Source organism: Chryseobacterium culicis (assembly GCF_900108365.1).
GTDB classification, from domain to species: domain Bacteria; phylum Bacteroidota; class Bacteroidia; order Flavobacteriales; family Weeksellaceae; genus Chryseobacterium; species Chryseobacterium culicis.
The window spans coordinates 42,481-64,082 of sequence record NZ_FNWQ01000002.1 but is presented as its reverse complement, the minus strand read 5'-3'; the positions used below and the strand labels follow the sequence as shown (position 1 = coordinate 64,082).

General features: G+C 32.7%; 17 protein-coding genes. 8 read left to right on the top strand and 9 right to left on the bottom strand.

The window, feature by feature from the left end:
• The first annotated feature begins 16 nt into the window (after nt 1-16).
• The 4 genes from BLW74_RS06615 (at nt 17) to arsB (ending at nt 2,559) form a co-directional block, all read left to right on the top strand.
• Entirely contained in the window at nt 17-346 is a 330-nt protein-coding gene (locus BLW74_RS06615; RefSeq protein WP_089690833.1) for an ArsR/SmtB family transcription factor, read from the top strand.
• 80 nt (nt 347-426) lie between these two features.
• Nucleotides 427-900, top strand: coding sequence for a DUF6428 family protein (locus tag BLW74_RS06610; protein WP_089690831.1), 474 nt, complete (start codon nt 427-429; stop codon nt 898-900).
• A gap of 16 nt (nt 901-916) precedes the next feature.
• Complete coding sequence (locus BLW74_RS06605) at nt 917-1,528, top strand: arsenate-mycothiol transferase ArsC (protein WP_089690829.1); 612 nt, start codon at nt 917-919, stop codon at nt 1,526-1,528.
• Between the two features lie 2 nt (nt 1,529-1,530).
• Nucleotides 1,531-2,559: an ACR3 family arsenite efflux transporter gene (gene arsB, locus BLW74_RS06600; protein ID WP_089690827.1), complete on the top strand. Its 1,029-nt coding sequence runs from the start codon at nt 1,531-1,533 to the stop codon at nt 2,557-2,559.
• 95 nt (nt 2,560-2,654) lie between these two features.
• Here the strand turns inward: arsB and BLW74_RS06595 are convergent, their stop codons facing one another.
• Together BLW74_RS06595 and BLW74_RS06590 are read right to left on the bottom strand one after the other, a co-directional pair.
• The gene (locus BLW74_RS06595) at nt 2,655-3,314 is read right to left on the bottom strand and encodes a hypothetical protein (RefSeq protein ID WP_089690826.1); all 660 of its coding nucleotides are present in this window, start codon (nt 3,312-3,314) and stop codon (nt 2,655-2,657) included.
• Nucleotides 3,315-3,348: 34 nt separating this feature from the next.
• Nucleotides 3,349-4,113, bottom strand: coding sequence for a helix-turn-helix transcriptional regulator (locus BLW74_RS06590; RefSeq protein ID WP_089690824.1), 765 nt, complete (start codon nt 4,111-4,113; stop codon nt 3,349-3,351).
• Nucleotides 4,114-4,247: 134 nt separating this feature from the next.
• Here BLW74_RS06590 and BLW74_RS06585 point away from each other — a divergent pair, with 134 nt between their 5' ends.
• On the top strand, nt 4,248-5,036 hold the full coding sequence (locus tag BLW74_RS06585; RefSeq protein WP_089690822.1) for a PhzF family phenazine biosynthesis protein: 789 nt from the start codon (nt 4,248-4,250) through the stop codon (nt 5,034-5,036).
• Between the two features lie 166 nt (nt 5,037-5,202).
• Here BLW74_RS06585 and BLW74_RS06580 read toward each other — a convergent pair whose 3' ends face one another.
• The 3 genes from BLW74_RS06580 to BLW74_RS06565 form a co-directional block, all read right to left on the bottom strand.
• The gene (locus tag BLW74_RS06580) at nt 5,203-5,655 is read right to left on the bottom strand and encodes an Hsp20/alpha crystallin family protein (RefSeq protein WP_089692568.1); all 453 of its coding nucleotides are present in this window, start codon (nt 5,653-5,655) and stop codon (nt 5,203-5,205) included.
• Nucleotides 5,656-5,837: 182 nt separating this feature from the next.
• The gene (locus BLW74_RS06575) at nt 5,838-6,986 is read right to left on the bottom strand and encodes a cation:proton antiporter (protein WP_228424800.1); all 1,149 of its coding nucleotides are present in this window, start codon (nt 6,984-6,986) and stop codon (nt 5,838-5,840) included.
• A 754-nt stretch (nt 6,987-7,740) separates the two neighbouring features.
• A complete protein-coding gene (locus BLW74_RS06565; protein WP_089690817.1) occupies nt 7,741-7,920 on the bottom strand; it encodes a hypothetical protein in 180 nt (59 codons plus the stop codon).
• 249 nt (nt 7,921-8,169) lie between these two features.
• On the opposite strand from BLW74_RS06565, the gene BLW74_RS06560 reads away from it, so the two are divergent.
• Both BLW74_RS06560 and BLW74_RS06550 read left to right on the top strand, forming a co-directional pair.
• On the top strand, nt 8,170-8,514 hold the full coding sequence (locus tag BLW74_RS06560) for a cupin domain-containing protein (RefSeq protein WP_089690815.1): 345 nt from the start codon (nt 8,170-8,172) through the stop codon (nt 8,512-8,514).
• 1,202 nt (nt 8,515-9,716) lie between these two features.
• Nucleotides 9,717-11,984, top strand: coding sequence for an nSTAND3 domain-containing NTPase (locus BLW74_RS06550; protein WP_089690813.1), 2,268 nt, complete (start codon nt 9,717-9,719; stop codon nt 11,982-11,984).
• 154 nt (nt 11,985-12,138) lie between these two features.
• On the opposite strand, the gene BLW74_RS06545 is transcribed toward BLW74_RS06550, so the two are convergent.
• Genes BLW74_RS06545 through BLW74_RS06530 form a run of 4 tightly spaced genes read right to left on the bottom strand, consistent with a single transcriptional unit; the run spans nt 12,139 to nt 17,401 of the window.
• Nucleotides 12,139-12,372 (bottom strand): hypothetical protein, encoded by a 234-nt coding sequence (locus BLW74_RS06545; RefSeq protein ID WP_089690811.1) that lies wholly within the window; start codon nt 12,370-12,372, stop codon nt 12,139-12,141.
• Nucleotides 12,359-13,606 carry a Shedu immune nuclease family protein gene (locus BLW74_RS06540; protein WP_089690809.1) on the bottom strand — a complete coding sequence of 416 codons (1,248 nt, stop codon included), beginning with the start codon at nt 13,604-13,606 and terminating at the stop codon, nt 12,359-12,361. Before BLW74_RS06540 ends, BLW74_RS06545 begins: the two co-directional genes overlap by 14 nt.
• Nucleotides 13,607-13,611: 5 nt before the next feature.
• Nucleotides 13,612-15,630, bottom strand: a complete 2,019-nt coding sequence (locus BLW74_RS06535; protein WP_089690806.1) for a UvrD-helicase domain-containing protein — start codon at nt 15,628-15,630, stop codon at nt 13,612-13,614.
• Nucleotides 15,614-17,401 carry an ATP-dependent nuclease gene (locus tag BLW74_RS06530; RefSeq protein ID WP_089690804.1) on the bottom strand — a complete coding sequence of 596 codons (1,788 nt, stop codon included), beginning with the start codon at nt 17,399-17,401 and terminating at the stop codon, nt 15,614-15,616. Before BLW74_RS06530 ends, BLW74_RS06535 begins: the two co-directional genes overlap by 17 nt.
• Before the next feature lie 446 nt (nt 17,402-17,847).
• On the opposite strand from BLW74_RS06530, the gene BLW74_RS06525 reads away from it, so the two are divergent.
• Nucleotides 17,848-21,579, top strand: coding sequence for an nSTAND3 domain-containing NTPase (locus tag BLW74_RS06525; RefSeq protein WP_089690802.1), 3,732 nt, complete (start codon nt 17,848-17,850; stop codon nt 21,577-21,579).
• Nucleotides 21,580-21,602 lie beyond the last annotated feature (23 nt).

Genomic DNA, 21,602 nt, shown 5'->3' with positions numbered 1-21,602 from the left:
AATATAAAATTAAGCAATGGGAGTTACAAAAACAGAAATCTATACGGAAGAACAAAACAAGCTGGCTTCTCTGCTTAAGGTTTTGGGGCATCCGGCAAGAATAGCCATTTTACAATATATCATTAATCAGAAAGCGTGTATATGTAATGATCTGGTTGAAGAACTCGGGCTGGCCCAGGCTACCATCTCCCAGCATTTAAAAGAGCTGAAGAATATTGACATCATCAAAGGTTCTATTGAAGGAAAATCTGTATGCTACTGCATTAACGAAAGTACCTGGAAGCAATTTCAAAATGAGTTCAACCTGTTTTTCAATCAGGATGTAACAATAAAACAATGCTGCTAAGGCATTTTTTTTGACCAAAATCATCGTAATATTGCAATATAACATAAATAAAATAATTACTTATTAAATTTTAATCTGCTATGAAACTATCAGAAATCAAAGAAATTCTGCTTACACTGGACAATGTAGAGTTTCAATTAGAAAACGGTTCTTTCGTTCCTGAGCATTTCCATGTAACGGAAGTGGGACAGATCGTAAAAAACTTCATTGATTGCGGCGGTGTGCTCCGAAATGAGAAAGTGACCAATTTCCAGCTTTGGAATGCCGATGATTATGAACATCGCCTGAAACCGGGAAAACTTCTGCATATCATTCAGCTTTCGGAAGAGAAACTGGGAATAGAAGATTCAGAAATTGAAGTGGAATATCAGAGTGAAACTATTGGCAAATATGACCTGGATTTTAACGGGCAGAATTTTGTCCTGAAAAACAAAACAACAGCCTGCCTAGCTCAGGAAGCATGCGGTATTTCTTCTGAAAAACAAAAGAAAAACCTGTCTGAATTATCTGTAAACTCAACTTCAGGATGCACTCCGGGCTCAGGATGCTGCTAATTAATACTAAACAATTATGTATCAGGAATTATTCAATACAGTTCAGTCCCTGCAATGGGATACTATAGATGCCGACAGAAAAGAGATTTTGAAGCCTCTGATCAGTTTTATCCAGAAAAAAACAGATGATCATAAAGCAATCAATCTGAATTTTATCTGCACTCACAATTCCCGCCGCAGCCATCTGGCACAGATTTGGGCACAGGCGGCTGCTTCCTATTTTTCAATTGCCGGAGTTTACTGCTATTCTGGCGGAACAGAAACAACGGCTTTATTTCCTAAAGTCGCAGAAACGCTGGCAGATCAAGGTTTTAAAGTTTTCAGCATTGCTGATACAGCTAATCCCGTGTATGCCATACGGTATGATGACAACAGCCTACCCGTTATCGGCTTTTCAAAAAAATACGACAGTCCTTTTAATCCTGATTCAGAATTTGCAGCAATTATGACCTGTTCTCAGGCGGATGGCGGATGCCCGTTTATTCCAGGTGCGGAAAAAAGAATTCCTATAACGTTTGATGATCCAAAGATTTCAGACAATACTCCTGAGCAGGCAGCTGTGTATCGGGAACGAAGCTTACAAATTGCTGAAGAAATGTTCTATATTTTTTCTCATATCAAAAAATAATCATGCAGCCCAGATTAAAATTTCTTGACCGTTACCTTACCCTTTGGATTTTTCTTGCCATGGGAGCAGGGATTGCTCTGGGTCATTTTTTCCCGGCCATTCCGGTGATTATTAATGAACAGTCTATTGGAACAACGAATATACCTTTGGCAATAGGGCTTATACTGATGATGTATCCGCCGCTGGCAAAGGTTGATTATTCTCTTCTCCCGTTACTATTTAAAGATAAAAAAGCAATCGGCATTTCTCTATTTCTTAACTGGATCATTGGCCCGGTACTGATGTTTGCGCTTGCAATCATTTTTTTACGGCACGAACCCGATTATATGGCCGGTTTAATCCTTATCGGACTGGCGAGATGTATTGCTATGGTTATTGTGTGGAATGACCTTGCAAAAGGAAACAGAGAATATGCCGCTTTGCTGGTAGCTTTAAACAGTATCTTTCAGGTATTTATGTACAGCTTCCTGGTTTGGCTATTCATCAATGTGCTGCCTGATCAACTGGGTTTGGCCAGCTACAATGTAAATGTTTCCATGAGGGACATCACAGAAAGTGTACTGATTTATCTTGGAATTCCTTTTCTGGCAGGTTTTCTTAGCCGTTATTTCCTCGTAAAATCAAAAGGTGCCGAATGGTATAACAGAAAATTTCTGCCTCAGATATCTCCTGTCACGTTATATGCCTTACTGTTTACCATCGTACTGATGTTCAGCTTAAAAGGTTCCAAAATACTGGAATTACCCATGGATGTCGTAAAGGTAGCCGTTCCGCTGATCATCTACTTTATTCTGATGTTTTTTATAAGCTTTGTCATCAACAGGGCATTAAAAATTCCGTATGACAAAAATGCTTCCATAGCTTTTACCGCTACCGGAAATAATTTTGAACTGGCTATTGCGGTGGCGATCTCAGTCTTTGGTATTCATTCTCCACAGGCTTTTGTAGGGGTGATTGGCCCTTTGGTAGAGGTTCCGGTGTTAATACTTTTAGTTAAAGCAAGTTTATTATTAAAAAAGAAATGGTATTAAAATAATATGAGATCTCTAAAGAGAAAAGCATTGCAAAAAGAGTGATGCTTTTTCTATTATATTGATTTTAAAAAGAATATTTTTTTTGCCTGTAATTAAATTGCCTCACTAGCAGAACTGCTTATATTTTTTTTGGAATGGGCATACCGATAAACAAAATACCAGGTTATAAAGATCTGAAATAGAATTACCGATGGCAAAAGAAATGGGTAGTGTATAAAAGGAGTCAGTGCATCATCATGCGCCAGCATCATAGGTAAATCCAGTATATTGAATATAATGATAACCCAAAGCAAAGCCCTATTTCCTTTAAAATACCACCAGCAAAATACGCCGTAAGCAAACTCAAGGATAAAATTCAGAATGGGGCGGTCAATAATTCCAAGTCCCCAAACGGGTGTAGATGAAAATGGTGACAGCTGCACATCTTTTTCATGGAAAATTACATCTATCATCACATGAGATACCACACCTACAGCAAAAGCGATGGCGAGTTTCTTATTTTTATATCCCCAGCTGATTATACAAAACGAAAGTATTGCAGCCGCTACGCCTGAAAAAATGGAATGGGAATAAGGAAGAAAATCAAGATGTACCTTCCCATCAGAGATTGAAAAATACTCCCAGCCCATATAATTGAAAAACACCCATAATACTTCTACAAGCTGTACCGAGACCAGAAGGGGAAATAATGGAAGCTTCGGATTATTTTTTTTGATCAGTAAAGCAGTTGCAGCATGGTTAATGGCATACATAATATCAAATTTGGATCATACAAATATGCTGAACTTATTTTACGTAGGCTTGTATGATTTGGCTATTCTGCAGCAAAAGTGAGGGGGACTGCCCAAACATCCGCTTAAAAGTCCGGTTAAAATGAGGTGCATCAGAAAAACCTGCTTCCAGAGCTGCTTTTGTAATAGTACAACCGTTAAATATACACTGCAATGCTGTTAAAAGCCTTGTCCAAAGAATATACTTTCTCACGGGAATCCCCACCTGTTCTGTAAACAGATGAACAAGTCTGCCCGGAGAAAGATGAACTAAAGACGATAGATTTTGAATTTTCAGAGGTGCATTTCCCGGCTGCTTTAGAACCTTCAGAACTTTAATGATCCTGTCATCCATATTCTTATGTTCATCTGTCTCTGATAATTTCTTCAGAAACTGAAGTATTGCATCAAAAATGGCATCAGCGGAAATCGTATTGATCAGCAGCGGTTTTATATTTCCTAAGAATTCTTCAACTATTGACTCCGGTAATGCTGTAATTTGATCGGCTGTCAAATAAGTTTCCTTGATGCCAGTGCCAATTTTACTTTCAGGATCAATGTTGATTAACAGAAAAGCATGGTTGTGGGTTCTGCATTCATGGGGTTCATCAGAACTAATGATAACGGCTCTATGCTTCATCACAGAACCGGAGGATATTATTTCTATTTCATTCTCGAGACTTATGGCAATCTGTACCGCATGATGCTCATGAACTACGGTATCAACAGCACGTCCAAGATAAATAAAGTATCCGGTTGAAAAGAATAATAATGGCTGCATGATATAAACGATGCGCTTAGATTTTAGATTCAAATATATTTAAATAAAGAAGAATTTGAAATAATATTTTGCGGACATCCAGAATTTTAGTCCGGGAAATGGGTTATCTTTATACTTTACAAATTTTGCAACCTATGAAGTTAGAGTTATACCAGATAGATGCTTTTACAGAATCTATCTTCCATGGAAATCCGGCGTGTGTTGTTCCATTAAAAAATTGGTTACCCGATGAAATCCTCTTAAAAATAGCCCGCGAAAATGCGGTAGCAGAAACCGCTTTTTTTATTGACCATGGCAATACGGTTCACCTGAGATGGTTTACCCCTGAAATAGAGATGGATTTATGCGGCCATGCTACCCTGGCAACCGCTCACTGCTTAGTTTCCATCTTAAATTATCAGCGTAACAGAATCATTTTTGAGACCAAAAGTGGTGAATTAGACGTTGATGTCAAAGAGGGAACATATTATATGGATTTTCCGTCAAGAATGCCCGAAGCGTCGTCTCTGCCGGACACCCTCTCCCGATCGCTCAATATACAGCCTAAAGAGGTGTTCAAAGCCAGAGATTATGTTCTGGTTTATCATTCTGAAGAAGAGGTAAAAAATATCAACATTGAGCGATCTGTTTTTGATCTAATCAATCTGGATCCTGGCGGTGTGATCGTAACGGCAGCAGGTACTGACTGTGATTTTGTCTCAAGATATTTTACCCCTCAATCCTCTATTCTTGAAGACCCAGTTACGGGTTCTGCCCACTGCTCACTCATCCCCTTCTGGGCATCAAGGTTAGGAAAAGATCAGCTTTTTGCCCGCCAGATATCTGAAAGAGGCGGCCAGCTCTATTGTGAAAACAAAAATGAAAGAGTAATTGTGGCCGGGAAAGCCAAAACGTATTCTGTAGGGAATTTCTGGATAGAATAGATTTTCTGCATTACGACAGTCACCAGATAAAGTACAACAATTACAAATTCTGGAAACAAATAATCCAAAGATTTTACGTTAATCTGCATTTAAGACTAATGAATCATATCTTTGGCTCCAAAATAAAAAAATTGGCTACCTTTTGGTAGCCAATTCTGTATTATTTCTATGATATTTCAATCATTCTCGGAGGTTTCTGCTTCGCATCTTCTTTTTTAGGAATGGTTAACATTAAAAGGCCATTTTCATATTTAGCATTAATGTTATCCTGATCCACCACATCTTTCGGAAGCTCAAAACTTCTCTGGAAGGATTGGTAACTGAACTCTCTTCGTGTGAAATTGTCATCTTTCGTCTCTTTATGATCTTCCTTCGTTGATGAAATGGTAAGCAGGTTACCATCCAGCCTGATCTGAAAATCATTTTTATTCATCCCTGGTGCCGCTACCTGAACCTCGTAAGCATCTCCATTCTCCTTTATATTTACTGATGGTACGGTTGTGCTGGTAGATGAGTAATTGTTATTGCCCCAGTTAAAAAGTTCACGACCAAAAAAATCATCAAAGACACTTGAAAAGCCCAAGTTGCTGTTTCCGTTTCTTCTTATTAGATTATTCATAGCAATCATTTTAATTAAGTTTAACAATCATTAAAAAACACATCAGCTGGCCAGCTGTACATCAAAAATTACAAAAAAAATACCATGTAAGCAAGTGTGAAATTTTTTCAGATATTCTGTCATTTTTTCAGAAATAGTGACATAAAGTACTGATTACAAAGACACTCACTCCTTTCTTATTCTCAATACGAAATCTTTTTACGAAGTCTGAAAAACGTGCCGCAGCTGATCCATATGGTGGACAATAAAAGTGATAAGCAGGTAATACCCAGCCCGGCTTTATAGAGATCATATTCTACCATACCGGTTTTGTAAGCAATAGAAATAGCCAGTATTCCAAATTCACCTGTCTGAGAAAGCAGCGCACCTCCATAAAAACTATCCTGCCATTTAAAATGTAAAATCCTGAAAAAGAGCGCCGACATAATACTGTTGCTTATCAGTACAATTAAAGTTCCTATCGTGATCAGCTTATAATTGGATATCAGATAATGGATGTCCAGCCGTAAACCAATGGATACAAAAAACAAGGCAACAAAGAAAACCTTGAATGGAAGCAGGGAATGTTCCAGCCATTGAAATGCCTGAACTTTTCCTACCAAGACCCCTGCAATAAAACTTCCCAATGCGGCGCTCATACCGACCGTTTCTGCCACAAGACCAAAGCCAAGACAAATCAGTAAACCGGCAAACACCTGGAGGTCATGGTCATTTTCCAGGAATGAACTTGAGAATTTAATTTCCTTCAGGTGCCTGATTTTTCGGAATATCAGAAAAATGCCGAGACATATGGCAATGGGAAGCATCATATTTAATATACTGAACTCTTTACTATTCCAGAATTTCAACACCGTAAGCACCGGCGCCAGAAGAAGATCCTGCAGCAGCAAAATATTGAGAATAATAATTCCAAAGGCAGTATGCAGCGTTCCGTGCTTCTTCAAAAACTCCACAACTACCGCAGTACTATTGAACATAAACAGAATGGCGATTAGGAGCACACTTTCCATCTTCAGATTTAACAGCTCACCCACAAAATACGCAAATATACCACTTAAGAGTATTTTCATCCCCTGAGCCAATAATGGCTTAATGATGAGACTCTTTTTGTTGGGAATATTGATTTCAACTCCGATAAAAAACATCAGCAGCAATATGCCTATTTCACCGATTGTTTCTATTTCTTCCGGTTTGTTGAATAGCTTTACCGCATAAGGTCCCAATAACACCCCGGCAACAATATAGGCAATAAGATAGGGCTGATTGAATTTCTTCAATAAAAACATCAGTCCCAAGATGGTCATACACAAAATACATACAGTCCAAAGCATAATTATAATGTTTAGATTTATATCATTTCGTTATTTAATACCAGCCATGATCCGTTGTCTTATCATCGAATCATGCTGAATTTCCTCAAAGGCTGACTGGCTGAAGAATATTACACTTAACATCATCCTTCTGGCCATCAGTCAATTCAGGGATATTGCTTTTAATCTGGAAAAAATTAAGATGGGTATCATCATTATTAAACAGGGTTTCTTTAGAAAAAAGACCCACATGTTCTGTACCGAACTCTGGTAAAAAATTTTCATTGATTATCATAACAAATTAATAATAATAAACTCTAACTTATTACACGATATGGTCATTGGCCATTTTCAAACCTGAATACAAAATCCAGACCAAGGCCGTAAAGATAATCACATAAAAAAAGGAGACGTTAAACAATTAACGTCTCCCTAAGCGGAGAGTGAGGGATTCGAACCTATGCTTTAAAACCTCTACCCTATCTATATTTTGATCTTTTTGAATAACAACTGCCATGATTCTGCCATAGTTTCAGTTATTATAAAACTTAATTTTTCAATAATTTAATCTTTACAAAAATAAAACTTTTTCACAATATCACAAATATCCTTTCAGGGACCTCAGCGGTGCATTTTTCGAAAAATTTTGTAGAAGATTTAAATAAACTTGCAGAAATATGTACATTAATACAATTTTAAAAAAGTAGATTATATCTGCAAGCCCCTTCATTAAAAAATTACCAGTTCTGAACAGTTGGACTGATAACAATATCATTTATAGAAACATTCCCATTTTGCTGTAAAGCAAAAAGTACAGCTCTTGCAAGTACATTGTTCCTTCCGCTTCCATACTGTGAATACACTGTTCTATCACAGAACAGCCGTCCAGTAAAAGGCTAGATTGAGGCACAGGGCCGTCAATCAATGTAGTGGGCATTTTTATAATTTTATTCATTTTTAATATTTCAGCAAATATAAGAACGAAAAGCCTTTCAAATTATCCTATTTAGCTCAAAATGTTTTTCTTACAGTATCAATTTGAAATTGGCTTTTAAAGAATTAAATATTGGTCTTAATAGAAAAGTACAAATGATTATATGGAGATAATTTTGCCCAAATAACTTTTATTATGAAAAAATTAGTCTCATTATTTCTAATCACCACCGCTTGAATAGTCTATGGTCATAAAGACAAGAAACATGATATGATTTTTATAACGAAAAATCATTTAAGTTCTAAATCACCCAAAGTTTCTTATTTAGATAAATCTGATTTAATTTATGGTAATCCTGAACACCGTAGCTGGATTTTAGATGAAGCAAAGAATGGGGCAAAATTTGGAATTTGGGAGTCGCAGACAGGAAAATGGAAGTTTTCTATCAATCATTGGGAATACTGTAGGATTTTAGAAGGTAAGTCTATCATTACCGATCAGAAAACAGGAAAGAGTTTTACTGTAAAAGCAGGAGATAGCTTTGTACTTCAGCCAGGGTTTTCAGGCATTTGGGAAGCTTTAGAAAAAACAAAAAAGGAATTTATTGCCCAATGAGATACCATAAATTCCAAAATCTTGTTTTCTTCTATAAAAACACCACCAATATTGATTATAAAACAGGAAGTCTTTCTTTAGGTTTAAATCATGCATTCTAAAAAAAAAGCAACAAAAAAATATTAGAAAAAATGAATTTTACTAATAGGAATGTTTCAGTAGAACAGACAATTATTATTTGAGCTAAAAATGGGATGTTGGTAAGCGATAATGAAGCTAAAATTATATTGGAATTACTATATTTAATAGCAAAAAATCAGAAGAAAGAAAAATCCAAAACCTTAAGGAGATTTCGAACACTTAATGATTGTAGATTACAAGCCTTTTATGGCACTTTCAGACTGTTTAACTCAAACAGACTAAGTATTTTGCGCTTAAAATATCAAACACAAAAAGTCAGGTTATAAGAATTTGATAAAGAGATATTTATGGCTGTAAAAAAGAGACAACTATTTTTTAGTTGTCTCCTTAAGTGACGTAGCGGTGCATTTTCCGAACACTTTTGTAGAAGATTTGGATAAACTTTGTGAATTTTCAAGGTTGATTATTTAGAAAGAAAAAATTTTAAATGACATTATTAAGTGTAATTAAAGTTGCGAATTAGCAATGTTTACGGTAAGAGGTTTATAAAAAATAAGTAGGTACCATTTTATACTTACATGGATTTTAACACATTTTTTGATAAAAAATCTAAAAATCTTTTTAAACTTATACTATCCACAATTTATACTGAGAGAGAAGTGTTTTAAGTTTATAACCGAAGCATCATTTTCCATACTTATTTCCTCCTCTAATTTATTTTTGTTCGGTTAATGAGATTAATATTTGAATTTAAATCTTTCCGTAATTGTTCAATCTATGTTTTAGAATATTTTTGGTTCATATACTAATATTTACATGCTGTAAAAATCGTGTTAAATGGATGGAGATGTTTAGAGTTTTCTTTTTTCTTGTTTGCAGTATTGCACAATTTGTCTTAAATTGAAAGCATCTTTATTAATTCAAGTAATTGAATTAAAATAATCAAACACGTAAAAATCTAAAGAAAGGTTTCAGCCTTAAAACGTTTATGATAACCTGATTAATTTAATTGAAAATAAATTTTACAGTAGAAGCAGATTTAACTTCGTGAACTTTATTGAAAACGTTTCTATGCAATGTACTCATTTGAATATTGATTTCATTTTTAACACACTACAAAAATGCCGGAATATAATTTTTTAAATTTATCACCTTCTGAGTTTGAGGATCTAACCAGAGACTTATTACAAAAACACCTTCAAGTAACGTTTGAATCATTTACATCTGGTCGTGATAACGGAATTGATTTAAGATATTCTCCGGAAGAAGCCAACGAAATTGTAGTACAATGTAAACGTTATAAAGATTTTAAATCATTAATTGCAAATTTAAAAAAGGAAGTTAGCAAAGTACGAATTATTAATCCTAAAAGATATATAATATCAACAAGCGTAGGACTAACACCAAATCAAAAAGATGAAATATTAAGTTTATTTTCTCCATTTATCATAAATACAAATGATATATTGGGTTGCAATGACCTTAATAACCTGTTGTCAATTTACAATGAAATAGAAACTCAACATTTCAAATTATGGTTGTCAAGCGCAAAGATATTAGAACGCATTCTTCATAGTAAAATACATAATCAATCTAATTTCGAAGAGGAAACAATTAAAGAAACGATAAATCTATATGTTGATAATAAAAGCTATTATAAAGCAATTGATATTATTAAAGATAAAAGGTATATAATCATTTCAGGTATTCCTGGAATTGGAAAAACGACCTTAGCAAGAATTTTGTCGTATTATTATCTAGCTAATGGTTTTGAAGAATTTATTTTTTTATCAGACTCTATAAATGAAGCATATCAAAGCTATAAAGAAGGAGTGAAGCAAATTTTTCTATTTGATGATTTTTTAGGCACTAATTTCATTGAAAATAAACTACTTACTAATGAGGAGCAAAGAATAGTCAAGTTTATTGAAAGAGTATCAAAATCAAAAGATAAGATAATAATATTTACGACTCGTGAATATATATTAGCACAAGCCAAACAAAAATATGATTCTTTCAACAATCCGTCACTTGAAGTTGCTAAGTGCATAATTGATTTATCTGAATATACGAAAATTGTAAAAGCTAAAATTTTATATAACCATATTTATTTTTCTAATTTACCTGTTGAATACATTGAAAATTTGCTATCAAATGCTACTTATAAAGCTATTATTGAACATTCTAGTTTCAATCCACGAATTATTCAAACTATCACTAAGGACGAGATATGGAAAAATTTAGAATCTTCAGAATTTTCTATGCATTTTATTGAATTTATTAAAAACCCTGAAGGCGTCTGGAAACATGTATACGAAAACCAAATTTCACCATTGTCCCAATGTATCTTAGCAAATTTACTTTCCGCAGGTACTCCAATTTCTTTAAAGGTTATACAATCAATAACACAAAATTTTGCTAAGAATCACTTTCAAAAGTATGGAATTACTTATAATGATATTGACTTTAAAAAATCCATAAGTGAACTCGAAAATACATTTATCAGAACAATGAGAGATACAGACAATCAAATTTTGGTTAAATATCAAAATCCATCTGTTCAAGATTTCTTGGTTTGTTATTTTAGAGATTTACCAGGCTACGTCTCAGATATAATTTCTTCAGCATCATACTTTAATCAACTATTTAAAGTTTTTTCATACTCCAAAAGCGATTATAATTACAGAAATAATAAAATTTTATTAGACGACACTCAAATAACTCTTGTTTTAAACAAACTGAATAATGAATTCGATGATTTAAATTCTACAACATCATCACGATATTCAGAAACTCATTTTTCAGATTATACTAAATTGAGTGAAATTATTAAACATTTTAATATTGAAAACTTTTCTCATTTAAAAAAACTAGTTATATCTAAGTTTAAAGAATTACTAAAACCAAAAGTTTTTGAACTTGACAGTTATGATATTAAAGCATTTATTGATTTAATTGAAGAACTTCAATATGAAATAGAATTTGACGTCACCAGTATCTTATATCATATTTCGGAAAGTATACTAGATATAAATGATTTTGAAGAATTTGAAAGACTTGAAATGACTTTTGGGGATAAATACTTAGATATTGTTTCTAATGATGAAAGGCATAGGCAAAGAATTAATACACTTTTAGAAATCGAGGTTGATCATGTTGAAGATGATTATCTTGAAGATAAACTCTACGAAATCGTTAAAATTGCAGAAAAATATAATATTCCTTATTTGAATCATAAGCAAAGAATTGAAGCAAAAATTGAAAGCAAAAAAGAATCTGAAGGTGAATATGATTGGAATTTGGAAAATAGTTTTATTGAACGTTCTGAAAGTGAGATTGAAAATAAAGCAATTAAAAATATTTTTGACAGTTTAAAATCTCAAGAATAAATATAGCCTAAGATTTAAGATACCTAAACTTTAAATAAAGATTTACTATTCTCAATAAACTATTCTCAATAAACTACTCTTTAGAGAAATCGTTGTAATCAGATTTTACATGAAGTGTAAAAAAATGACAAATACATTTTTTGATCTCTTTGCTTTAAAAGGAAAAATTACTGGAATAAAGTTTTATTTGGCCAAATGTAAGTTTTTTCGATAAGGGGTCCTTTTGGAAAATATCTCCTTCAAATTCGCAATAAATATCTTCATTTATGTCATCAAAAAAATTGCTAATCCAGGTTTCAAGAGTTTTTAGTGTTTGATAGTTATAGCCTCGTTGTGCTGCAAAGGCATTGGTATCTTTTGAAAATATAAATAACTTATGTAGTTCCATCTTTTAGTTCCATCTTTTGAATTTGTTCAATCGTAAATTGTAGTCGTTCTATTAAATTGTCATAAGTAATTATATCAACAATATTTTTATATTTCCTTTTTACTACCTCAAAATCATTTTTTTGCTGAGAAGATAAATTATTCTCCCTACCCATAATAATTAATCCATTTGGGTTCGCTATTTTAATATCAAAACCTTCGGGCAATTGGTTTTTGTATCTTTTACTTAAAAAAAGTTCTCCTTCCAGACTCCAGCGGTTCAGGTAATAGATGTATTTTTCAATTTGCATGACTGTTCCTGAAAGTTCTCTAAGAGGAATATAGTTTTCCCGGTAGACCCCTTTAGTCATAATAGCATTTTCAAAAGGTTTCTTTATTTCAATAACATCAATGTACCCGTTAGAATCTATTAAAAGAAGGTCAAGCTGTTTGTCTTTTATTCCATCTGCTAACCTCGCTTGGATCGGAACCGATTTAAAAGCGAAAATGTATTTTGGATAAAGCAATAAAATAATTTGCAATATTTCTTCCTGCCATTGATGTTCACTATACTGGCTTTCATCTTTCAACATTTCTCGCAATTTTTCAAGAATCGTTTGGTATTTTACAAGTTCTACATTGCGGAAAACTTCGGTCAAATCTGTACCATGCTTAGACAATTTTGTATTCAGATACTTCTGGTATATCTTTTCGGCATCCTTGACTCCGTCCAAATAATTTCTTAACAAGGAGGAGAGTCGGGCTTCAACATATTTACGCCTTTCATAAGAATTTGGAAAATGTTTTAAGAGTTTTTCAAATTCTTCTACGGGTACAGCGCTTGGATTATCCCCTCCCAAATAAAAGTTCTGAAGGGATATGTTTTTAATTACCTGGAAAACAGAAACGTCTGAATCTGCAACAAAAAAATTTGTCTTTAACGGAACATTCTTATCTATGTATATATCAAAGTTGTCGATAAGAACGCCCCTTCTTACTTTATAATAATCTCCCGTAAGTTCTGCAAATATGAAGAATATGGTTACTTCCATTTCGGGATCAACGTAATCATCTATTTCTGTTGTCTCCTCAAATTCGGTGCTATTCAGAATATCCACTTCTGTATAACGAAAGGTCTTTTTAAGTTTTACAAACCCTTTGGCTTTAATAGCATCTGTTATCCAATTAACAGAACCTGCATATTCAGGAGTGTAGCACAAAACCAGCCTAGTATCTTTTTTTAAAAAATTAATCATACCTGTTATCTATCATTTTGTACATTTATTATCTCCCATTCTTCTTTATTAATACCAGGGAGATATTTATCAAATCTATCTTTGTGAACAGCAATACATAGTAGATCTGTCGGTCTTGAAAATCCAACATATGCCATTTTTATTGAACTCCTATGATATACTCTTCTATCATCAAAGCTATTTCCCAAGAATTGATTTGTTAGTCTTTCAGATTCATAGTTACCTTGAAAATACGATTCTAAATATAAAGTAGCACAATGTGTTTGCCCCTTTACAGCGTGAACACTTGCAATTTCAATTTCAAGTCCTTCTTCTTTGTAATGATTCGAAATTTCTAATGTTTCTGTACTAACTTCAAATACCCCTGTAGTATCATTATTGATAAATGGTAGGCTTGTTGAAAGTGCAACTTCAGAAAATATTGCAAAGAAATTTGGGATGTATGCTCTAACCCCATCAAATACCTCACTTGTGTTTCCCTTAATTACCCCAATTGACCAGTTATAAATATTTAGATTTAGCTCTTCATATTTTTGATAATCTTTTTCTCTAATAAAATTAATTAATTTTTTCTTTGTGTATGGTCGCCCATCTGAAGTATTTATATTTTCTAAGCGCAAAATTTTGAGAAAAGCATTTAAAATATTCTTCCTTAAAGGTCCTAAAGTCTGCCTGCTCTTGTCATAAAATAGTAAGTAGCTTTTCAAACAATCATAATCTTGTTTAGGCTTGCTCTTTTCCTTTTTAAATCCTTTGTGATAGTCTTCCAATCGCAACTTACCAGCATCTTGACGACTAGCATCGTCATCTTTCCAGTCTGTGTTCCAACAAATGACCTTAACCGATTTTTCAGAGTTGGTAAAACTGCCCTGCTCTTTGTATGTTCTTACAATTTGTGCAAATTGAGGGATAAGGTTACCAATTGTTGCATTTTCAAATATCAAGATATGCGGCTTTATGACACATTCATTTAAACCAACAATATTAAAGTTAGCATCATTGTACAAGGCAAACTTTTTCACAACATCGGCGATTGGTTTACTAAGTCTTTGGCTACCGTTTAGTCGTAAAACGTCTGCCCTATCTTCCCAAATATCAGTTGCTTTAACCGAATTATATATAGCTTGATTTTTATCTCCAATTCGTTGGATTATTGAAATACTATTTCCTTCATCATAGAACACTTTTTCTAACAGATTATATTGATGTATATCCATGTCTTGCATTTCATCTACAAAAACAAGAGAGAAACGTTTTTGTAAAATAACTTTTATCAATGGAATCTTGCTGAGATAAACATCAGCTAAAAAATAAGCATCATCAAAATGTAAAGTGCCCTCCTTTTTCATAATTGAGGATTTAAACTTTACAAGCCATTCTCTTATTCTGTTTTTGTCAACATTTGAAAAGTCTTGCCAGTTTTTGCCTCTTTTCGGTTTTGTAATTGGTAATTCCTCCCCATTGATTGAACTGACTAATTTAATTTGAGCATTTTGATATACCAACCTAAATGAGAATTGGCAATTATTTCCAATTAGAAAATATTTTGCATTTTTTTGTTCTTGAGTTGTGAAACCTCTCAAATTAAATTTCAGATTTTTAGTTATTGTCTCTTCATAAATTTCATTATCTATCCTATTCGGTTTTTTCTTAAAGGTTGAAATGTAAAATGGAATGGCTAGAAACTCATCTACAAAACTTTGAATTGTTCCAATAAAATTTGGATAAGAAAAAAGTTTGGGACAATGCTTTTGTACTTTTCCTTTTATTTCATCTATGGCTGCGTTTGTATGAGATATTATAAGAATTCCTGAACCATCGGGAAAAGGAAGCTTTCGTTCTATAATAAGCAATTTTGCTAAAAGTGCTGTTGTTTTTCCGCTACCGGGAACGGCTTGTAAATCTATGGTACTAAGATTTCTGATAAACGCTTTTCGTTCATCATCAAATTCTTTTCCTTCAGGCAAAAGTATTCTTTCAGCATACTGAATATCGTCGTCGGTTATGTCAATTCCCTGTAGCATACTTAATGGCGTTTACAAGATAGTTTATGGCATCAATTTCCCCAATTTGAATTTCCCTTTCAGGTTTAATCAAATCTTCATCAATAGCATTTGCAATTTGATAAGCAATTTCAGTCTTTTTTAAACCTTTATTTATCAATTTTTTCGCAAGGGCTTTTTCAAAATCAGTCCAATCGGTACCTGTATGAATTGCTTTAACTACCGTTTGAAACAGTGTTGTTAAACTTGTTGATTTAAACAACGAATATTCTAATGTCCAGTTTGGAGCTACAAAGTATTGTACACTTTGCTCTGCTTGTCCAATTATACTTTCTATTTTTTGTTGTGTTTCCTGTTGAACAGTATCCATATCCCTTTTTATGTAATCATTTCCGTCTTTTTCATATTCGTTTACATCAGAATCAGTAATTACGGCCACAGGAATTGTCATAAATGGTTCTACATTACGAAGATAAATTTTCGAATAGTGTTCAAAGCCTATATGTCCAATGTTTACAATCGAAATACCCTTTTCTGTTAGATTAATTCCTATAGCTTTTGCTATACTTGGCAAGAGAATTTCTTCCGCCCAACCCTCTACTAAAATAACACCTTTTGCAAAAAATAAATTTGCCTTTGTAGTGTCAAGGAATTTTTCTAAAAACTTATAATTGTCTCCACTTAATTTGGTGTAAGGATCACCCATTGGAAAAGCATTGCCATTATTGCAAATTATTAAATTTTCCAGTTTTAGTTTGGATGCTAAATTTGGACTATGGGTTGTTAGAATTAATTGAATTGCTCCTTGTTTTTGAAGTGCCTCTATCACCTGCATCTGGGCTTGTGGATGAAGATGTGCTTCCAATTCCTCGACTAATCCTAAACGTAAGCCACTCCAATTTGATTTGTTCAAATGAAGTAATTCGGCTGCCATAAATAATCGGTTCAGCGTACCCAAACCTGGGTTGAGTTCATCTTTCAAAAACAAGGTTAGTTTTTCCAGAATGCTTTTTATGTCATTGGAAGTCGCATTAAACGCTGCTTCAAAATTATCGCCATAGAAGCCTTTAATATAGCTGTCAATCTTATCTTTTATTTGCTTTCCATCCTGTGGCTTGTTAATTTGTTCTTCGCCTGCTTCATTTGTGGTTTTGACTTCAAACTCGCCCTGAAAATAATCTTCTAAACTGGTCTTCAAACTGGAAAAAATATGTACCAACTCATTTGTATTTTCTCTCCCTTTAAATGCTTCATCACCTAAAAGAATTTGTGACAATCTTGAATTACGCTTGGCAACCAATTCATTTTCCGCATCTCGCAACGGCTTCAAATACGTTGTTTTTAGGTATTCTTTTGCTTCTGCCGTTAGCAGATAACCATCTTCATCAACACCAGCCCTTATATCGGCGGGCAATATTTTTCCATCTTGTTTTGTGACATCATAACTTAATCTTAAAAAGGGCGTTGAATTTTCTCCACTGCCTACCCAGCCCAGCCATTCTGTGAAATTTTTAGCTTCATCGGGTACTAAGCTTTCGAAAGTCAATTCTATTCTGAAATGGTTTGTACCATTATAAAAATCTTTATCCTCAACTCGTATATAGTCATAACTATGCGTTTTAAGTACAAGTTTTATGGCATCAATAATGGCCGTTTTACCACTATCATTTTCACCAATAATCACATTTAAACCCTTAGTAAGATTTAAATCCAGATTTGGAATTTCAGGATTTATATCCCCTTGTGAACCGAATTTTCTGAAATTCCACAGTTTTAAATTAGATAAGTACACGGTTATAGTATTAGTATAGTTTATATAATCCCTAAGATATAAATTAAATCCTTATGTCCCTCTCCACCAGAAACCTCTTATCAAAGCTATATTCCTCTATTTGAAGATTTAATATATCCTTTTATTTTAGCACATTTATAGTTGAGTTAACATCGATAACTTCTAAAAAGCTATACTTTCACCCATTTTCCAATAGGTCTCAAATCCCAAATAATAATTAATTTTTGATAATCTTTTAAAGATACAATTATTACAAATTTAAAAAATACGGTTTGCCATAATCTTCAGATTTTCTTTATTGATATTAAAATATCTTAATGATCTCTCTTAGGTTGCCTCACAAAAATATTTCTCTGCAAGCCAAACTATAGTATATTATTATCAAAATTTTTACGTTTGATTTTTAAATTTGCTAAATTCCCTCGCAATTATCAAATTTAAACCTAATGAGCAGGCTACAGTCGATCGAGAATGCATTAAAAGAAATCAACGAAACGGCATTTCAGGAACTTTGTGATAGTTTTCTTCTAAGAAAAAATCAAAAATATAGAGCTTTTTCGAGAACAGGAAGCCAGCAAGGTAAACAAAAAACAATAAAAGGAACACCCGATACATTAACACTTCTCCCACATGGAAAATATCTTTTTGTAGAATATTCCACAAATATTTCAGAAGGAGTCAACAAATTGATAAAAGATATTTCGAATTGTATCGATCATTCCAAAACTACAATTAGTCCTGAAAAAATAGAAGAAATTATTTTATGTGTAAACTTTAAACTGAAGACTAATGAAATTGAAAAGTTACACAAAGTTCTTGAACACACAAATATCAACCTTACGATTAACACTTTAGATTCCTTAGCCATGGAACTCCACTTGCAGCACAGAGATTTGGCTAGCCACTACCTTGGTATTACTTTAGATACTGGACAGATCGTATCAATGGATGTATTCATAAATGAATACAATAAAGCTTCTAAAAGTATTGCAACTCCTTTAGATAACCCATTCTTACATCGAGAATCAGAGCTGTACTCACTTAAAACCGATTTATTAAAGCATGACTTTATTATTTTAACTGGAGCTCCGGGCGTTGGTAAAACGAAATTAGTTTTAGAATGCATCAAGAATTTTGTTACTGAAAATAAGTCATATCAGTCTTTCTGTATTTCTTATAAGCATCATTCATTATTGGACGATTTAAATCAATATTTTAATGATGACAAAGATTACATACTTTTTGTAGATGATGCAAACCGAATTGATGCTTTCAACCAAATCTTAGGCTTTAACAGAGGAATAAGAAAGGGGAATTTAAAAATTATTTGCACAGTTCGCGATTACGCTTATGAAAGTCTTAAACTTCTATGTACTGACTTTTTACCTCACAAATTATATCTACAAAAATTAAGTGATGAACAAATCACAGGTATTATTAAAACTGAACCTTTTAATATTACGAACCATGATTATTTATACAATATCGTTAACATTGCTAATGGAAACCCAAGAATTGCAATAATGGCAACACAGTTGGCAGTTGCTAAGAAAGATATTAATGTGTTAAATGACATTTCTGGGTTGTTTGAAATGTATTTTAGCACGTTTATAAAAGACAATGGAGAGTTCTCGAATGATTTCAACATTAAATGTTTAGGTCTAATAGCTTTTTTTCACACAATCCCTTTTCATGATAGAGAAATAACAGAATCAATCCTCAACCATTTTGATATTGGTTATTCAGATTTTTTTCATGCCATAGAAAAACTTGACAGATTAGAACTCGTCGAAATCCAACATAATCATGTCAAAATAGCAGAACAAAATCTAGCAATCTATTTTTTTTATAGAACATTTATAAAAGACAAGCTATTATCTTTTGATATTCTTATTTACAACTACTTTGAATCTCATCAAAAAAGGTTTGATGAAAATGTAATATCTGCTAGGAATATGTTTAATCATAATGATATAAAGCAGAAATTGTATGATTCACTTGTAAAATACTGGAATAAAGTTAAAAACACTGAAGAGGAAAAAGCGATTAATTTTTTGTCCTCTTTTTGGTTTTTTCTTCAAAATCAGACCCTTGAATATATATACCTAACACTTCAACCTCTGCCTAATCTTGAACTGGATCAATATAATGTAAGCTATGAACCAAATGATTTTGTATACAATCAAAATAAAATAATAAAGCTTCTTGGTCATTTTTTTCTTAATACCGATTATCTTAAAGAATCTTTAGAATTAGGTTTCGAGTATGCTAAAAAGAAACCACAACACCTTCCAGAGTTTATTCACAAAATAGTAGAAGTAATTGGTTTTGATAGAGAGGATGAATCAATTGATTTTTTAAGGCAAATTATCCTTTTTGAACTCCTGATTGAAAAATTACAAAAAAATGAAACCATTTTTGCTGCAGCATTTTTTGAGTTGTCAAAAACATTCTTAAAAATTGAGTTTACATCTCACGGATTTCAAAAGGATATTGTTACAACTCGTATCTATAGTACACCTAATGATAAAAAAATACAAGACCTAAGAGAAAATATATGGATTACATTTAATCAATATTTCAGTTGCTATCCTAAGCAGGCCTTAAACTTACTATTAAGCTTTGGAGAGCCTTATCCAGGGATTTCTAAGGAATTAATGACTTTTGATATGCCTTTTGTCCTTCAAATTATTGAGCAACATTTGCAATCAGAATCATTTGTCGATTGTAGATATGTTCAAAATCAAGTTAGATTATGGAAAAAACATAAAATCAAGAATGATGCATTCAGTAGACTATTGAATAAATACACTAATGATATTTACAAAGCATATCTAAAATTAGACTGGGACAGAATTAGAGACAAAGAAAGATATGATTACGAAGATTATCGCGAATATGATCGATTAAAAGAAAAAGAAATTCGATCTTCATTTGTGTTTTGTAATGTAGCAGAAGTAACTAAGTTTTATAATACTTTCAAATATTTAAAAAATCAGGCAGCGAATGACTACGAATATAATAATTCTTTGGATCTTGTGATTGATGAAAACTACAAGCATAATAAAGAAATCGGCCTTGCTGTTTTAAAGGAAGTTATTAAAGACGATAACTCAGTAAATTACATACCAATAAAGATTTTTCAAAATAATCTTAAAAATGAAATTGAGAGCGTTTCCCTTTGGAATATAATTATCGACGAGAAATATCAACATCAAGCATCTTGGGAAGTATCTTACTTCTATTACTTAGATGATTCATTGATTAACAATTCATACATTAAAAAACTTATTAATAGTATTAGAAAGATAAATGAAAGAACTTATATCTACTTTGAATACTTGCACAAGTTTTTGAGAATAGACTCTACAATTTTCCATAAACTCATTAACATTATAACAGAAAGAAACGAGTTAGAAAAGATCGAAATTATAGTTAAAACAGACTTTCTTGAAGAAAGTCTGGAGTTACTAAATAATGATTTAGAATTAGTTAAAAAGCTATTTATTCAGCAAAGTAAAATTCATAGGCTTTATGATTATAATGGTAAAATATTTTTGAACATACTGCAAAAAGACACAAGCTTTCTTGCCGATTACACTGACTACTTTTATAAAGATGCTGATAACAAGAATTCAGGAAACAATAAAAAATTAAAGCTTATTTGGCAGATTAAAGATATTGAGTCCTCATTATCTAAGACCTTAGACCATTTCGCTTCTAAAGAAAGTTATCTTATTGCAGTTGGAACACATGATTGCAATGTGTTTTTTGAGAATATAGATATTCTGTATCGTGAAAGAGCTGCTACTTTTTTGAGAAAGTATTGTATTGATAACTATGAAAATCCCGACCGTATGAATCTGTTGATTAATATTGTCAGACATTCATTCAAAGAATTATTTGAGCACATAATCTTATTATTTCTAACCTTTACACAAGATGTAAAGTTATTTGAACAGATTTACTGGATAGGTAATGGAGGAACCGTAGTAAGAGGTGATGTCAGTTTTGGGGAGATTAACGCTGCTGAATGGAGAAATATATTATCTATTGTAGGCAAATCATCTCTAGGTATTTCTCTACTTCCTATTAAACGTCATATAAATGATAAAATCGATCACCATCTTGAATACGCAGAGTGGGAAAGAAAAAGAAGTTTTTTGGGGCGATATTAATAAGGAAATTATTCTAGATAAGA

Excerpts from the sequence above, each read along its gene's own strand:
- BLW74_RS06595 (WP_089690826.1), bottom strand. The coding sequence starts at position 3,314 with ATGTATGCCATTAACCATGCTGCAACTGCTTTACTGATCAAAAAAAAT.
- BLW74_RS06580 (WP_089692568.1), bottom strand. The coding sequence starts at position 5,655 with ATGAATAATCTAATAAGAAGAAACGGAAACAGCAACTTGGGCTTTTCA.
- BLW74_RS06605 (WP_089690829.1), top strand. The coding sequence starts at position 917 with ATGTATCAGGAATTATTCAATACAGTTCAGTCCCTGCAATGGGATACT.
- BLW74_RS06525 (WP_089690802.1), top strand. The coding sequence starts at position 17,848 with ATGAGCAGGCTACAGTCGATCGAGAATGCATTAAAAGAAATCAACGAA.
- BLW74_RS06540 (WP_089690809.1), bottom strand. The coding sequence starts at position 13,606 with ATGATTAATTTTTTAAAAAAAGATACTAGGCTGGTTTTGTGCTACACT.
- BLW74_RS06585 (WP_089690822.1), top strand. The coding sequence starts at position 4,248 with ATGAAGTTAGAGTTATACCAGATAGATGCTTTTACAGAATCTATCTTC.
- BLW74_RS06575 (WP_228424800.1), bottom strand. The coding sequence starts at position 6,986 with ATGCTTTGGACTGTATGTATTTTGTGTATGACCATCTTGGGACTGATG.
- BLW74_RS06615 (WP_089690833.1), top strand. The coding sequence starts at position 17 with ATGGGAGTTACAAAAACAGAAATCTATACGGAAGAACAAAACAAGCTG.
- BLW74_RS06545 (WP_089690811.1), bottom strand. The coding sequence starts at position 12,372 with ATGGAACTACATAAGTTATTTATATTTTCAAAAGATACCAATGCCTTT.
- BLW74_RS06560 (WP_089690815.1), top strand. The coding sequence starts at position 8,170 with ATGATTTTTATAACGAAAAATCATTTAAGTTCTAAATCACCCAAAGTT.
- arsB (WP_089690827.1), top strand. The coding sequence starts at position 1,531 with ATGCAGCCCAGATTAAAATTTCTTGACCGTTACCTTACCCTTTGGATT.
- BLW74_RS06535 (WP_089690806.1), bottom strand. The coding sequence starts at position 15,630 with ATGCTACAGGGAATTGACATAACCGACGACGATATTCAGTATGCTGAA.
- BLW74_RS06590 (WP_089690824.1), bottom strand. The coding sequence starts at position 4,113 with ATGCAGCCATTATTATTCTTTTCAACCGGATACTTTATTTATCTTGGA.
- BLW74_RS06550 (WP_089690813.1), top strand. The coding sequence starts at position 9,717 with ATGCCGGAATATAATTTTTTAAATTTATCACCTTCTGAGTTTGAGGAT.
- BLW74_RS06565 (WP_089690817.1), bottom strand. The coding sequence starts at position 7,920 with ATGAATAAAATTATAAAAATGCCCACTACATTGATTGACGGCCCTGTG.
- BLW74_RS06610 (WP_089690831.1), top strand. The coding sequence starts at position 427 with ATGAAACTATCAGAAATCAAAGAAATTCTGCTTACACTGGACAATGTA.